14 protein-coding genes are annotated in these 14663 nt (G+C 56.6%); 6 read left to right on the top strand and 8 right to left on the bottom strand.

Annotation, left to right across the window (positions count from 1 at the left end):
• Positions 1-44: 44 nt before the first annotated feature.
• Complete coding sequence (locus A4308_RS09515) at positions 45-2726, bottom strand: cation-transporting P-type ATPase (protein WP_063308502.1); 2682 nt, start codon at positions 2724-2726, stop codon at positions 45-47.
• Positions 2727-3240: 514 nt separating this feature from the next.
• On the opposite strand from A4308_RS09515, the gene A4308_RS09510 reads away from it, so the two are divergent.
• Positions 3241-3489 (top strand): DUF1158 domain-containing protein, encoded by a 249-nt coding sequence (locus A4308_RS09510; RefSeq protein ID WP_023332302.1) that lies wholly within the window; start codon positions 3241-3243, stop codon positions 3487-3489.
• A 56-nt stretch (positions 3490-3545) separates the two neighbouring features.
• On the opposite strand, the gene A4308_RS09505 is transcribed toward A4308_RS09510, so the two are convergent.
• Positions 3546-3887 (bottom strand): RamA family antibiotic efflux transcriptional regulator, encoded by a 342-nt coding sequence (locus A4308_RS09505; protein ID WP_014882877.1) that lies wholly within the window; start codon positions 3885-3887, stop codon positions 3546-3548.
• Between the two features lie 32 nt (positions 3888-3919).
• A complete protein-coding gene (locus tag A4308_RS09500) occupies positions 3920-5023 on the bottom strand; it encodes a RomA family MBL fold metallo-hydrolase (protein ID WP_023332301.1) in 1104 nt (367 codons plus the stop codon).
• Between the two features lie 190 nt (positions 5024-5213).
• On the opposite strand from A4308_RS09500, the gene A4308_RS09495 reads away from it, so the two are divergent.
• The 3 genes from A4308_RS09495 (at position 5214) to nfsB (ending at position 6936) form a co-directional block, all read left to right on the top strand.
• The gene (locus A4308_RS09495; protein ID WP_014882875.1) at positions 5214-5804 is read left to right on the top strand and encodes a TetR/AcrR family transcriptional regulator; all 591 of its coding nucleotides are present in this window, start codon (positions 5214-5216) and stop codon (positions 5802-5804) included.
• Positions 5794-6162 carry an MmcQ/YjbR family DNA-binding protein gene (locus A4308_RS09490; RefSeq protein ID WP_045281662.1) on the top strand — a complete coding sequence of 123 codons (369 nt, stop codon included), beginning with the start codon at positions 5794-5796 and terminating at the stop codon, positions 6160-6162. Before A4308_RS09495 ends, A4308_RS09490 begins: the two co-directional genes overlap by 11 nt.
• A gap of 120 nt (positions 6163-6282) precedes the next feature.
• On the top strand, positions 6283-6936 hold the full coding sequence (nfsB, locus tag A4308_RS09485; RefSeq protein ID WP_014882873.1) for an oxygen-insensitive NAD(P)H nitroreductase: 654 nt from the start codon (positions 6283-6285) through the stop codon (positions 6934-6936).
• A gap of 27 nt (positions 6937-6963) precedes the next feature.
• On the opposite strand, the gene A4308_RS09480 is transcribed toward nfsB, so the two are convergent.
• Both A4308_RS09480 and A4308_RS09475 read right to left on the bottom strand, forming a co-directional pair.
• Positions 6964-7566 (bottom strand): hypothetical protein, encoded by a 603-nt coding sequence (locus tag A4308_RS09480; RefSeq protein WP_045281663.1) that lies wholly within the window; start codon positions 7564-7566, stop codon positions 6964-6966.
• Positions 7567-7719: 153 nt separating this feature from the next.
• Positions 7720-8589 (bottom strand): helix-turn-helix transcriptional regulator, encoded by an 870-nt coding sequence (locus A4308_RS09475; RefSeq protein ID WP_045281664.1) that lies wholly within the window; start codon positions 8587-8589, stop codon positions 7720-7722.
• Positions 8590-8696: 107 nt separating this feature from the next.
• Between A4308_RS09475 and A4308_RS09470 the strand changes: the two genes are divergently transcribed.
• Positions 8697-10133 carry an MFS transporter gene (locus A4308_RS09470; RefSeq protein WP_023338142.1) on the top strand — a complete coding sequence of 479 codons (1437 nt, stop codon included), beginning with the start codon at positions 8697-8699 and terminating at the stop codon, positions 10131-10133.
• Positions 10134-10199: 66 nt separating this feature from the next.
• Positions 10200-11444 carry a mechanosensitive ion channel family protein gene (locus A4308_RS09465; protein WP_014882869.1) on the top strand — a complete coding sequence of 415 codons (1245 nt, stop codon included), beginning with the start codon at positions 10200-10202 and terminating at the stop codon, positions 11442-11444.
• Here the strand turns inward: A4308_RS09465 and A4308_RS09460 are convergent, their stop codons facing one another.
• From A4308_RS09460 to A4308_RS09450, 3 genes are all read right to left on the bottom strand, one after another.
• Positions 11445-12416 carry a LacI family DNA-binding transcriptional regulator gene (locus A4308_RS09460; protein ID WP_045281665.1) on the bottom strand — a complete coding sequence of 324 codons (972 nt, stop codon included), beginning with the start codon at positions 12414-12416 and terminating at the stop codon, positions 11445-11447.
• A gap of 75 nt (positions 12417-12491) precedes the next feature.
• The gene (locus tag A4308_RS09455) at positions 12492-13634 is read right to left on the bottom strand and encodes a Gfo/Idh/MocA family protein (protein WP_063308501.1); all 1143 of its coding nucleotides are present in this window, start codon (positions 13632-13634) and stop codon (positions 12492-12494) included.
• The gene (locus A4308_RS09450) at positions 13627-14652 is read right to left on the bottom strand and encodes a sugar phosphate isomerase/epimerase family protein (RefSeq protein ID WP_045281667.1); all 1026 of its coding nucleotides are present in this window, start codon (positions 14650-14652) and stop codon (positions 13627-13629) included. Before A4308_RS09450 ends, A4308_RS09455 begins: the two co-directional genes overlap by 8 nt.
• Positions 14653-14663 lie beyond the last annotated feature (11 nt).

Here is a 14663-nt window from a genome sequence, read left to right as displayed (position 1 = left end):
TCTCCCCTTAGGGGAGAGGGATAGGGTGAGGGGTAAGGTTTTGGTTATGCAGCCTTACGGAACCTGCGGGTCAGTCGCTTCTCGATTTCGACGACGAAGAACATTCCCATTGCAACCGCCAGCGTCACAAACCAGTAGCGGAGCGGCAGCGCTTCGGTGCCAAACAGCATCTGCATAAACGGCAGGTAGATGATTGCGGCCTGGAGCAGGAACAACACGCCCGTGACCAGCCAGATGCCTTTATTCGCCAGCAGACCACGGTTCAGGGAGAACCCTTCAGTGTTGCGGCAGTTAATCATGTACACCCACTGGGCGCAGACCAGCATCTGCAGCAGCACGGTGCGGATGAACTCCGCGCTGTGGCCGCGCGGGGCCAGCCAGGCCTCCAGCGCAAAGGCGGCAATGGCAATCATGGTGCCGACAAAGGCCACGCGCCACACCGCGTAGGCGTCCATCACGTGCTGCCCGGTCTGACGTGGTGGACGGCGCATGATATTGCGCTCGGCGGCTTCAAAGGCCAGGCCGAAGGAGAGCGTGGCGGAGGTCGCCATGTTCATCCACAGAATCAGCACCGGCGTCAGCGGAATGATGTTCCCCGCCAGCAGCGCAATCACAATCAATAGCCCCTGCGCCAGGTTGGTCGGCATGATGAACAGGATGGTCTTCTTCAGGTTGTCGTAAACGCGACGCCCCTCTTTCACCGCGCTGGCGATGGTGGCGAAGTTATCGTCCGTCAGGACCATGTCCGCCGCCTCTTTGGTCACTTCCGTGCCTTTGATGCCCATTGCGATGCCGACATCCGCCTGACGCAGCGCCGGGGCATCGTTCACGCCGTCGCCGGTCATACCGACGATTTCACCTTTCTCCTGCAGCGCTTTCACCAGGCGCAGCTTATGCTCCGGGCTGGTACGGGCAAAGATGTCATAGGTCACCGCCGCATCCGCCAGCTCGGCATCGTTCATCTTCTCAAGCTGATAGCCGGTCACCGCCTGCTCGCTGTTGGTGATCCCCAGCATCTGGCCGATGCTCATCGCCGTCTGCGGGTGATCCCCGGTGATCATCTTCACGCGGATCCCCGCCTGCTGACAGGCGTTAATGGCATCAATCGCCTCCGGGCGCGGCGGATCCATCATTCCGGCAATGCCGAGGAAGATCAGCCCGTGGCTCAGATCGTCGTGCGTGAGCGCCGTTTCGCCATTGGCTGGCTTAAACGCCGCCGCAACCATGCGCAGTCCCTGACGCGCATAGCGCTCCATCTCGTTTTCCCAGTACGCGCGGTTGAAGGCGTCTGCACCGTGGCGGGTTTGCTGCTGCGCGCACAGGGCGAAAATGACGTCCGGCGCGCCGGTGATCAGGATCTGCTCCTCGCAGCCAATCTGATAGTGGGTGCTCATGTACTTGTACTGCGAGTCAAACGGGATCTTGTTAACCAGCGTCGTTGTTACCGGCGCGAGGTTGGCTTTCGCCGCCAGCACCTTCAGCGCGCCCTCGGTTGGCCCCCCGGTGATGCCCCACAGGCCGCGCTCGTCCTGAATCAGCTGGCTGTCGTTACAGAGGTCAATAGTGCGCAGGTACTGCTCCAGCACGGTGCCCGGCTGGATCTGCACTGGCTCATCGCTGCCTTCCAGGTAAATGTTGCCCACCGGCTCATAGCTGTTGCCGTCCACGCGGTAGCAGGTGTCGGCGGTGATGATGGCTTTGACCGTCATCTCGTTCATGGTCAGGGTGCCGGTTTTATCCGAGCAGACCACGGTCATCGCGCCCAGGGTTTCAACCGTCGGCAGCTTGCGGATGATCGCCCGCTTGCGCGCCATCGCCTGCACGCCCAGGGAGAGGATAATGGAGATAATTGCAGGCAGACCTTCCGGTACGGAGGCGACCGCCAGGCTGATGAGGGAGAGCAGCAGCTCGCCCATTGGGATCTCGCGGAATGCCAGGCTGAAGACAAACAGCGCGGCCATCATCGCCAGAATAATGGCGAAGATCGCCTTACCCAGCTTGTCCATCTGCACCAGCAGCGGCGTGCGGTGTTTTTCAATGCCCGCCATCATCTGATTGATATGGCCAAGCTCGGTCTCCTGCCCGGTGGCAGTAACCACGCCCACGCCACCGCCCGCGCTCACGGTAGTGCCGGAGAAGACCAGGTTGGTGCGATCGCCCAGCGGCAGCTCACCGTTCAGCGGCTGAGTATGTTTATCCACCACGGTGGATTCACCGGTCAGAATCGCCTCTTCCACGCGTAAATTATGCGCCTCAATTAAACGCATATCCGCCGGAATACGATCCCCGGCGCGTAATACAATAATATCGCCCGGGACTATTTCAGTTGTGGGGAGCGTTTCATGATTGCCATTACGAATGACGCGCGCTTCGCTGGAGAGCATGTTACGAATACTCTTCAGGGATTTTTCCGCGTTGCTTTCCTGAATATGACCAATTAAGGCATTGATAACCGCCACGCCTAAAATAACCAGCGTATCAACCCAATGCCCCATGACCGCGGTTAATACCGCGGCGGCAAGCAGTACGTAAATCAGTACATCGTTAAAATGCGCGAGAAAGCGCAGCCAGCCCGGCTTGCCTTTTTTCTCCGGCAATGCATTCGGGCCATGTTTTTGCAGACGCGCCTGCGCCTCTGCGCGGTCCAGACCGCTCACCTGGCTCTGCGTATGAGCCAGCACCTGCTCTACGGTCTGCTGGTATGCCAGCCCGCCGGAAGGCGGCATGTTTGGGGATAATTTTTTTCGGTCATCGTATTTTTCCTTCAATATCCGGTGAACAGAAGCCTGAATTCCTTTCGGGCTTTAATTTATTCATTTTTAAGTCTTGCGGCTAAAATTGATCTACCGCAATATATTTACCGCTGGGTTATTCAAAATTAATTACGATTATTTCGACAAGCTGATTTTTACAAAATATTTCTAAACCAACGCTAAACGAGGGGGAAGCATGTTTGGTATTTATCGCGGACGACGCCTGGCGTTATACATTGTCGCAGCCATTGTTATTGCGACGTTAATTGGATATAGCACATATAGTTTTGTAAAATTATTTTCATGATGCAGACATTTATTTACATGGCATAATATTAATATAATCACCACGATTAAATCATTCTCCTTACGCGCTTTATTTGCCGGAGAAGGTGATTATTTCATTAAAAAAGCCCAGGCAGGTTGATATTGCTTTACGTTAAAGGATGCCGGACAATGACATTTTTAACTGACGATTAACATTACGATGAAACACCCGTTAGAATCGCTGCTGACTGCCGGGGGCATTTTATTACTGGCGCTGATCTCTTGCCTGCTGTTGCCCGCGCCGTCGCTGGGCCTGGTGCTGGCGCAAAAGCTGATGACGACCTTTCACATGGTCGATCTGAACCAGCTTTACACCATTTTGTTTTGCGTGTGGTTTTTACTGCTTGGCGCTATCGAATTCTTCGTGCTGCGTTTCGTCTGGCGCCGCTGGTTTTCACTGGCGTCATGAATGCATAAAAAAGCCGGGTAGCAGCTTCGCCTTACCCGGCCTGTGTGTTGTCAGTTTCAGTGCGTCCGACTGTGGTTTTCCTTGCGGTACGCCCCTGGCGGCTGATGGAAGGTGCGGGTAAAGATGCGCGTGAACGTCTGCTGCGATTCAAACCCGTAGCGCAGGCAGATCTCATAAACGCGCTCGTCCGATTCACGCAGATCCCGTGCCGCCAGCAGCAGCTTGCGTTCGCGAATATAGCGCCCCAGGCTTTCACCTTTATACTGCATAAACAGCCGCTGCAAATGCCATTTGGAGTAACCCGCATGGCGGGCAATGTCTTCAATGCGTAACGGCTGGTGCAGGTTGTCGTCGATCCATTCGACGATCGTATCAATGACTTGAGCGGAAATGGTCATACTGCTCTCCCCTTCTGCTTCTTGCTTAAACATTATTCCCACCACTGACGAAAAGTTTGTGTGGTATCACTCACCCGAACGGGCTCGCCCAGTTCCGGCGTGAGCAGTCGATAGTTTTTATCCTTGCTGGCTTTTGCCAGCTGGATCAGTGGGTCGTTCCAGGTGTGTTTCGCCAGCACAAAACGACCGTTATGCCCCGGCACCACCGCCTTTGCATTCAGGTCGACCGACGCCTGAGCCGTCTCCTCTGGCAGCATGTGGATGTACTTCCAGTCCTGGTCATACTGGCCGTTTTCCATGATGGCTAAATCCACATCACCAAACTGCTCGCCGATTGCCTTAAAGTGCGGGCCGTAGCCAGAATCTCCGCTGTAGTAGATCTTCTGCTCTGGGGTGACAAACATAAAGCTGCCCCACAGCGTCTGGTCACGTTTAATGCCTCGCCCGGAGAAGTGACGCGCGGGCAACAGGTGAACCGTCAGCGCATCGCTGATGTGCACCGACTGGTTCCAGTCGCGTTCGTCGATAATCTCTGGCTTCATCCCCCAGTAGCGCAGGTGTGACCCTACCCCGAGCGGCGTCACCACGCGTTTCACCTTCGGCAATAACGCCCTGATGGTGGCGTAATCCAGGTGGTCGTAGTGATCGTGAGAGATAATCAGCAGGTCGATCTCCGGCATGCTCGCCGCGCGCCACGGATACTCCCCCGCAAAGGCTTTATTGAGAAACGAAAACGGCGCGGCATAGTTACCAAGGACCGGGTCGATCAGGATGCGTTTTCCCGCCAGCTGCAGATACCAGGAGGAGTGGCCGAGCCACACCAGCGTGTCCTGCTCCAGCGGCAGGCTCGCCAGATCGGTTTTCACCAGCGGCAGCGGCTGAGCCGGGCGGGCGTTTTCGGTTTTACGGGTCAGAAATTGCCACCACGCCACCAGCATATTTTGTTGGCCGGTAAAGCCAGGCGTCGGGAGCGTATTGTGGAATTTCCCCTCGTAGTAGTGCGGAGACGCTTCCACTTCCGTGAGCTGCGCACCCTGCGGTGGCTGGCCAAAACCGGCATTCAGAACAAACGGTAAACTCGCAGCTGAAGCAATAATCATGACGAACACCACGCAGATGAAGAGAGTTTTTTTCATATCCTGACCCGAAAACGCGAGCCATCCGATGGTTTGCGTGGGGTAAACTTGATTATGAGTGAGTAAGCACTCATTATAGATATGATGAGAAAGTCGTCAAGACGTTTTCGATCTTTGACATTCCGCGTTGCAGCGTGTCAAAGCACGTGTTTCAATCGGGGTTTTTATCAGTGAAAGGGGGAAAAATTTAGTGGCACGTCCGAAGAGTGAAGATAAAAAACAGGCCTTACTGGACGCCGCAACGGCGGCATTTGCACAGTCAGGTATTGCCGCCTCAACGGCGCTCATTGCCCGTAAGGCGGGTGTCGCCGAAGGCACCCTGTTCCGCTACTTTGCTACCAAAGACGATCTGCTGAATGCCCTCTATCTGCATCTGAAGCAGGATCTCTGCCAGACCATGCTGGCGAACCTCGATCGCACCATCACGCTGCCGAAAGAACATACCCGCAATATCTGGAACAGCTATGTGGACTGGGGGATTCGTAACCCCGTGGCGCATGCGGCTATTCGCCAGATTGGGGTCAGTGAAAAGCTGAGCGCCGAAACGGAAATGGCGGTGAAAGAGATGTTCCCGGAACTGCATGAGCTGTGCCGTCGTTCGGTGCGCCCGGTGTTTATGTCGGATGAATTCAAAACGTTTGGCGATGCGCTGTTTTTATCGCTGGCCGAAAGCACGATGGAGTTTGCCACCCGCGATCCGTCCCGCGCCGTCGATTTTAAAGCCCTGGGTTTTGAAGTCATGTGGCGTGGACTGGCTCAGGAGGAGAGCGATGGACAGTAAATCCTTGCAGGCACACGCGAAGCGCGTCGCGCTGGAGATGCCTTTTACCGAACACTGCTGGCCGTTCGGCCCGGAGTACGACGTCTTCAAGGTCGGCGGGAAAATTTTCATGCTGATGGCAACCGCACACGGACGGCCGCACGTAAGCCTGAAATCCGATCCGGATACGTCGCTGTTAAATCAGCAGATCTACCGGGGCGTTGAGCCTGGTTACCATCTGAATAAAAAACACTGGATTTCCCTTTACGGCACCGAGGACATCACCCCGGAACTGGTTACCGACCTGATTGCAGATTCCTGGAATCTGGTCGTTGATAAACTGCCGAAGAAAGACCAGAAGTGGATACGCCCCGCCTGATTGTTCGTCTGAGACGAACAGATTAAGCGCTCGAAATGCACTTATCTTTTGCCGCTTTGCGCGGTAATCTGCTCTCCTTTCGCGCCCGCGTACGGGCGAATTTCATTACCAGGAGTAGTTATGGATATCATTTCTGTCGCCCTGAAACGCCACTCCACCAAGGCGTTCGACCCGACTAAAAAACTGACCGCTGAAGAAGCAGAAAAAATCAAAACCCTGCTGCAGTACAGCCCGTCCAGCACCAACTCCCAGCCGTGGCACTTTATTGTGGCCAGCACCGAGGAAGGTAAAGCGCGCGTGGCGAAATCCGCCGCAGGGACCTATGTGTTCAACGAACGCAAAATGCTGGACGCCTCTCACGTGGTGGTGTTCTGCGCGAAAACCGCGATGGACGATGCCTGGCTTGAGCGCGTCGTGGATCAGGAAGAAGCCGATGGTCGTTTTAACACGCCAGAAGCCAAAGCCGCGAACCATAAGGGCCGGACTTACTTCGCCGATATGCACCGTGTGGATCTGAAAGATGATGACCAGTGGATGGCGAAACAGGTTTACCTGAACGTCGGTAATTTCCTGCTGGGCGTGGGTGCCATGGGTCTTGATGCAGTGCCAATCGAAGGTTTCGATGCCGCGATCCTCGACGAAGAGTTTGGCCTGAAAGAGAAAGGCTTCACCAGCGTAGTGGTGGTGCCGGTTGGCCATCACAGCGTGGAAGATTTCAACGCCACGCTGCCGAAGTCTCGCCTGCCGCTGAGCACGATTGTGACCGAGTGCTAATCCCGACGGGCCGCCGCGCGCGGCCCGTTACGTTTTACTGATGATCAGTCTGCGATGCGGATGAACATCACGATCTTTTCCCCAGGCAAAAGCAATCCAGCGTTCTTCCAGTTCAGCGTATGAACTCACTGGTGTTAATTCCCACTCTGCGCCTACCGTACCGTCCGCCACGCTTATTTGGTAATTCATGCTGAACGCCCAGTCTATCATCCGCAACCAAAACCGCTGCCCGTCTCCCGTTTGCTCGCTGTCTGAGACCACGATATCGTATTCGCTGAGCACCCACTGAAAGAAAAGTTGTGGCAACCCGCTGATAACGGATTGATGGACCGCGCGGGGCGTACGCCAGACCATCACTTGCGTGGCGGCACCGTGAGGAAAGGTAATTTCTTTATGAAACGTCAGCTTCACGGCATATGCCGTATAAGGCTTACCGTCGTCGGTGGTCACGAGACGGTATTCATCGCTATAGCGCGACTTCAGAAGCCGATACCCCACAGGCAACAAAAAACCTGGCAGATGAAAATCAACCGTGCCCCGCAACAGAAACGCTTCAGTATGTTCAACGTTTTGAGTGATAAGCCCAAGTTTTTGGCTAAATTCTGCGGAATCAATCATCAGTGGCGACATCGGTGGTTTCTCATCGCGTAAGTATAGTCCACTTCACTACTCATCTAAATGATGTAGATTCAGCAGGTTGGTCTCATTCAGACCTTATCTTACGCAATGTGAACCGACACGGCAGGATCCGTGCTGATTCCCTGAAAACGTCTCGCAAAAAAATTATTTAGCCTGTTCCGCCAGCCATGCCATCGCCCTCTCCCCCGCCTCGTCCACCGGTAAATAGACCAGCAGCCGCGACCCGTTTCGCGGTGCGGAGTACCAGTACATCTGCTGCAGCGTAAAATCCCCCAGCTCGGGATGGGTAAACAGCTTGAGCTGGTTCTCCACGCCGCGCACGTCGTTGCGCTGGTGCCACAGCGTTTTGAACTCCTCAGACACCGCAAAGAAGCGCGCCAGTTTGGCTTCCCACAGCGGGTCGCCCCGGTGCTCGGCCATCGCCGCGCGGAAATAGGAGACAAAAATCGGCAGCACATCATCGCGTCTGCCGAGCCGCGCGCGCCACGCGGGATGGGTGAGAAACAGGTAAATACAGTTGCGGTCCTCCGGCGGGATTTCATTGAAATCAACGCCCATCAGATGCCCAAAACTGTCGTTCCACGCCACGATATCGAAATTGGGTTTCTGGATGCTGGCAGGTTTTGGCATCAGCGTATCCAGCAGGCGACGCGTGCCTTCGGTGATCCCCTCGCAGCAGACCGCCTGCGGTGCTTCGCCCGGCGGCAAACCGGCGAGCACGAAAAGATGCCGGGCTTCGGTCGGAGTACACTGCAGGGCTTTCGCTATGGCTGCCATCACCGCGCTGGACGGATTGACGTCCCTGCCCTGCTCAAGCCAGGTATACCAGGTCACACCCACGTCGGCGAGCATCGCCACCTCTTCGCGGCGCAGACCCGGCGTGCGGCGGCGTCCGCTGCGCGGCAAACCGAGACGCTGCGGATCGAGGCTTTCACGCCGGGCGCGTAAAAATGCGCCCAGCTGTTTTCGCGTGTCATCCTGAAGTGAGGCGACGGGTTCAGACATCAACGCCATAAATCCCCCTGCATGGTAGTGCCAGTACCAGTATAAGCAAGAACTGGTACCCGTTTATCAGATGGTTGATGCTACGACCATCTGATGAATGACGCAATGGAGTTACCATGAATACGTCAGTTGTTTCACCGGGTCGCGCAGGCCTGATATTGCTGTTAACCGGCCAGATGCTACCCATGATTGATACCTCAATCACTAACGTGGCGCTGGACGCCATTACCCATTCACTGCACGCAACCGCCACCGAGCTGGAGCTGATTGTCGCGCTTTATGGCGTGGCGTTTGCCGTCTGCCTCGCGCTCGGCAGCAAGCTGGGAGATAATCTTGGCCGCCGTCGCCTGTTTATGTGGGGTGTGGCAATCTTTGGCCTGGCCTCGCTGCTGTGCGGAATGGCGGGGAACATTGAACAACTGCTGGCCGCGCGTATTGTTCAGGGGGCGGGTGCCGCCCTGATCATGCCGCAAATTCTTGCCACGCTGCACGTCACGTTAAAAGGCACCGCTCACGCGAAGGCGATTAGCCTGTTCGGCGGCATTGGGGGGATTGCGTTTATCGTCGGCCAGATGGGCGGCGGCTGGCTGGTATCGGCGGATATCGCCGGACTGGGCTGGCGTAACGCCTTCTTTATTAACGTCCCCATCTGCCTGGTGGTGCTGGCGCTGAGCCGTCGCTACGTGCCGGAAACCCGCCGTGAAACGCCGTCGCGCATCGACTGGGCAGGGACCATCTTGCTGGCCATCATGCTCTGCTGTCTGCTGTTCCCGATGGCGCTCGGCCCACAGTGGCACTGGCCGTGGTCGCTAAAGGTTATGCTTCTCGCCATTATTCCGCTGGCCTGGCTGATGGCACAGAATGCGCGCAAAAAAGAGCTTGGAAATGCCCATCCGCTGATCCCACCGCGTCTGCTTCAGCTCCGCAGCGTTCGCTTTGGCATCGTGATTGCGCTGCTCTTTTTCAGCGTCTGGTCCGGGTTTATGTTCTGTATGGCGCTGACCATGCAAACGGGTCTGGGAATGGCGCCGTGGCAGTCCGGGAACAGTTTTATCGCCCTCGGGGTGACCTATTTTATCTCCGCGTGGTTCGCGCCGCGGCTGATTGCGCGCTACAGCACCAGCACGATTCTGCTCACCGGCCTGTCAATCCAGATAATCGGCCTGCTGGCGCTGATCGCCACGTTCCGCTACTGGGGAGTGCAAAATACGGCGCTGACGCTGGCGCCAGCCACCGGGCTGGTAGGCTACGGTCAGGCGCTGATTGTGAACAGCTTCTACCGCATCGGGATGCGCGATATTCAGCCTGATGACGCAGGGGCCGCCAGCGCCATCTTAAGCACCCTGCAGCAGGCCGCGCTGGGGCTAGGCCCGGCCATTTTCGGAGCGATTTTGCTGCACGGGCTGCAACATCATCACGGGGATTACGCCCAGGCGATTAACCTTTTCCTGACGGTGGAAACCGGCCTGATGGTCATCCTGGCGCTGGCAACGCTGCGCATCCGTCATCGGCTGTGTTTACCCGTCGTGAAGGTCTGCCAGGCAAGCAAATAAGCCTGAGGTATTTGCATAATAGATCCGCAGCCGCCATTATGGGGCTGCATCAATACAGGAGACGTTATGCAGGAATTAATTGCTCAGGTTGAAGAGTTAGGCATTGAAATTAATCACACCACCTCTTTAGTGATTATCTTTGGTATTATTTTTCTTACTGCCATCATCGTTCATTTTATTCTGCACAAAGTCGTGCTGCGCGCATTCGAGAAACGCGCCCGGGCCAGCAGCCATTTATGGTTGCAGATCATTACCCAGAATAAATTATTTCACCGTCTGGCATTTACCCTTCAGGGGATAATCGTCAACGTTCAGGCCGTTCTCTGGCTGCAAAAAGGGAGCGAAGCTGCAGAAATGCTCACCACCTGCGCGAAGCTGTGGGTGATGGTATATGCCCTGCTCTCCTTCTTCTCGCTGCTGGACGTCATTTTCAATCTGTCGCAGAAAATGGCGACCGCCTCACAGCTGCCGCTGAAAGGGATCTTCCAGGGCATCAAGCTGGTGAGCGCGATTCTGGTGGGGATCTTAATTATCTCTCTGCTGATCGGTCAGTCACCGGCCATTTTGATTAGCGGACTGGGTGCCATGGCCGCCGTTCTGATGCTGGTCTTTAAAGACCCGATACTGGGACTGGTCGCCGGGATCCAGCTTTCCGCCAACGACATGCTCAAGCTTGGCGACTGGCTGGAGATGCCGAAATACGGTGCCAACGGCACGGTGACGGACATCGGCCTGACCACCGTTAAAGTGCGCAACTTCGATAACACCATCACCACGATCCCAACGTGGGCGCTGGTCTCTGACGCCTTTATCAACTGGAGCGGCATGTCGGCCTCCGGCGGCCGACGCATTAAGCGCAGCCTGAATATCGATACCACCAGCATTCACTTCCTGGACGAGCAGGAGCAGCAGAAGCTGATTCAGGCGAAACTGCTCAAGCCGTATCTGGCCGCGCGACATGAGGAAATTAGCCTGTGGAATCAGAAAAATGGCGAAGGTGAATCGGTATTAGACCTGCGCAAAATGACCAATATTGGTACCTTCCGCGCCTACCTGAATGAATATCTGCGTAACCACCCGCGCATTCGCAAAGATATGACGTTAATGGTGCGTCAGCTGGCACCGGATGCCAACGGCCTGCCGATTGAAATATACGCTTTCACCAACACGGTGATCTGGGCAGAATATGAGGAGATTCAGGCTGACATCTTCGATCATATTTTTGCGGTGGTGGAGGAGTTTGGTCTGCGTATTCATCAGTCACCTACCGGGAACGATATTCGCTCCCTCGCAGGGGTTATAGCGCAATAATCAGGTACTGGCGCGGGAAATAAAGCGCCAGTCCATCATCACTCTTTCCGTGGGCGCATCGGGGTTGTCGATTTTATTTAAGAGCAGGTCGACCGCCTTGCGCCCGATATCCCGCGACGGCTGTTCGATGGTGGTCAGCGAAATCATGTCCGCCAGCTCGGTGCCGTCAAATCCCACAACAGCAATATCCTCCGGCACCCGCAGCCCGGCCTGCTGAATGGCGCGCAGCGCGCCCGCCGCCAGCGTATCGGAGACGGCAAACACCGCATCCGGTGGATTATCCTGCAACAGATTTTGCATCGCCACCATCCCGGCGCGGAAGCTGAGATCGCTGGCATATTCAACCGCCTGATACTCCAGATCTTTCAGGTGGATCACGCTCTTATAGCCGCGCTCGCGCAGACGGGCATATTTATAGCTCAGGTCGTGGTTGATCATCGCGATGCGTTTGCGTCCACCGTCGGCAAGCTGGCTGACGGCATGCTGCGACGCATCAACGTCGTTAATCCCCACGCAGGAGACCGCGCCGGCATCGGCATATTCGGCACACTGCACCCACGGTGCGGAGCCAATCAGCGCGGCCAGTTCCGGCAGCTTTGAGAAAGCGTCCATGGTGATAATGCCGTCGACGATTTTGCCCGACAGCAGGCTTAAGCCCGAACGGGAACGTTCGATGTCCGACCCGGAGTTACACAGCAGGATCCGATAGCCGTTTTTCTCCGCCTCTTCTTCGATGCCCTTCACCACTTCGGCGCAGAACGGGTTGGCAATGTTTGAGACCATCACCAGGATCATATAGCTCCGGGCAGTACGTAACTGACGGGCCAGTAAATTAGGCTGGTAGTTGCTCTCTTTGATGGCCTGCAGGACGCGCTCGCGGTTTTTTGCCTTCACGGTGTCGCTGTTATTGAGCACGCGGGAGACCGTCGCCACGGAGACCCCGGCCAGCTGAGCGATTTTCTGAATTGACATAGCGACGACACATCCTGCGGTTAGCGTTTTGTGCAGGCTACCATAAATTTGTTGCCCGGCGAACCGGGCAACACGTCATTGCGCCACGCGTACCCAACGCTGCTGCTGATGACTTTTCACTCTGGCATCAATGATATACATCACGTTTGCGCCATCGTGGAAGGTCGCAAACTGCGGCGCCTCCGGCATCGCTCCCGCCCGCACGGCGCGGTAGAACTGCATCATCATATTTTTAAAGGCGTCAGGCCAGCCTTCGATGTGCCCGCCGGGGAAGTGTGCGCTGCTGGCCACGTCAGGGTTCATCAGGCCTGGATCATCGGTGAGCGTCTGATTTGCCAGCGCGCGATGGCCGATCCACAGCTGTTGCGGCACCTCCTGATCCCACGCCACTGACTGCTCGCTGCCGTTAATCTCAAACGTCAGGCGATTTTTACGCCCGGCGCTCACCTGCGAGACGCTAAAGCAACCTTTGCTGCCATCGTCAAAGCGGTACAGCACTGAGCCAAAGTCTTCGGTACTGACCGGTGTGTTGGTATACGCCGCCGCCTCATCGTGGGAGAAAGTCTGATGACCGCCCATGCTGGCCTTACGCGTCGGCCAGACGATGGAGAGATCGGCCATGACCTCGGTAATGCGCCTGCCGGTCACAAATTGCACCGTATCGCACCAGTGGGAGCCGATATCCGCCACCGCGCGCGAAGCCCCGCCAAGCGTGGCATCCACCCGCCAGTTGTAGTCGGTTTCCAGCAGCATCCAGTCCTGTAAATAACTACCGTGTGAGGCGAATAGCCGCCCGAGGCTGCCCGCGCGCATCATGCTCGCCGCCTGGCGCACCATCGCAAACTGGCGATAGACAAAGCTCACGCCGTGCACCACGCCAGCCTGCTCCGCCCGCGCCACCAGATCACGCGCCTCGTCCGACGTCATGCAGAGCGGTTTTTCAGAAAAGACATGTTTTCCCGCGCGCAGGATCTGACGGTTAATCTCCGCGTGCAGATGATTGGGCGTGCAGTTGTGCACCACGTGCAGGTCAGGAAGTGCGAGGAGTTCCGCCACGCTGGCGCAGGCGTGGGGCACGTTAAGCTGGCGTGCTTTTTCCTGCGCGTTGGCAAGCGTGCCGTCGCAGAGCGCCACCACCTGCACAAACCCGAGACGCCGCAGCGCCTCGATATGCGCCGGGCCGATAAACCCGCTGCCGACAATCCCGACATTAATCATGGCTGCCCCCTGCCGCGAAGTCATCAAACGCACGCCTGGATACGGGGATGATGTGGCGGCGGATAAACTCGCTTCCCTCATTTGCGCCGGTATCACCGTCTTTCAGGCAGCACTCCCACTCCAGCACCGCCCAGCCGTCATAATCGTACTGGGTCAGCTTGCTGAAAATGCCTTTGAAGTCGATCTGTCCGTCGCCGAGCGAACGGAAGCGCCCGGCGCGGTTGATCCACGGCTGGTAACCACCGTACACGCCGCTGCGCCCATTAGGACGGAACTCGGCATCTTTGACGTGGAAGGCTTTGATGCGCGCGTGGTAAATGTCGATGAAGGTCAGGTAATCCATCTGCTGTAACAGCATGTGGCTCGGGTCGTAAAGGATATTGCAGCGCGGGTGATTATCCAGAAGCGCCAGAAAACGCTCAAAGCTCACGCCGTCGTGCAAGTCTTCGCCCGGATGCAACTCAAAACAGACGTCCACGCCCTGTTCGTCAAAGGTATCCAGAATCGGTCGCCAGCGGTTTGCCAGCTCCTCGAATGCCGCCTGAAAACGCTGCTCGTTATGCGGCGGCCATGGATAGAAAAACGGCCACGCCAGCGAGCCAGAGAAGGTGGCGTGCGCTTTCAGGCCGAGTCTGGCTGAGGCGACTGCCGCCTGCTTTAGCTTTTCCGTTGCCCATGCCCGACGAGCCGTATCATTACCGCGCACGGCGGCGGGGGCGAAGTGGTCAAACGCGTCGCTGTAGACCTCGTTTACCGCCACAAGCTGCCCCTCCAGATGGGTCGACAGCTCGCTGATGACCAGCCCGTGCGCGCCCAGCTTGCCGGTAATGTCATCGCAGTAGGCCTGGCTCTCTGCCGCTTTTTCGACATCAAAAATGTGCGGATGATTGCAGGGGATCTGCACCGCTTTGTAACCCTTCGCCGCCGCCCAGCCTGCCAGTCCGTCGAGCGTGTTGAACGGCGCTTTCTCGCCAATAAATTGCGACAGAAAAATGCCCGGTCCTTTCATCGTCCTCATAGCCCCTCCTG

The sequence above is a fragment of the Enterobacter sp. ODB01 genome (assembly GCF_001623605.1).
GTDB lineage: Bacteria > Pseudomonadota > Gammaproteobacteria > Enterobacterales > Enterobacteriaceae > Enterobacter > Enterobacter kobei.
The sequence above is the reverse complement of the archived record's forward strand: the minus strand, read 5'-3'. Positions and strand labels throughout refer to the sequence as shown.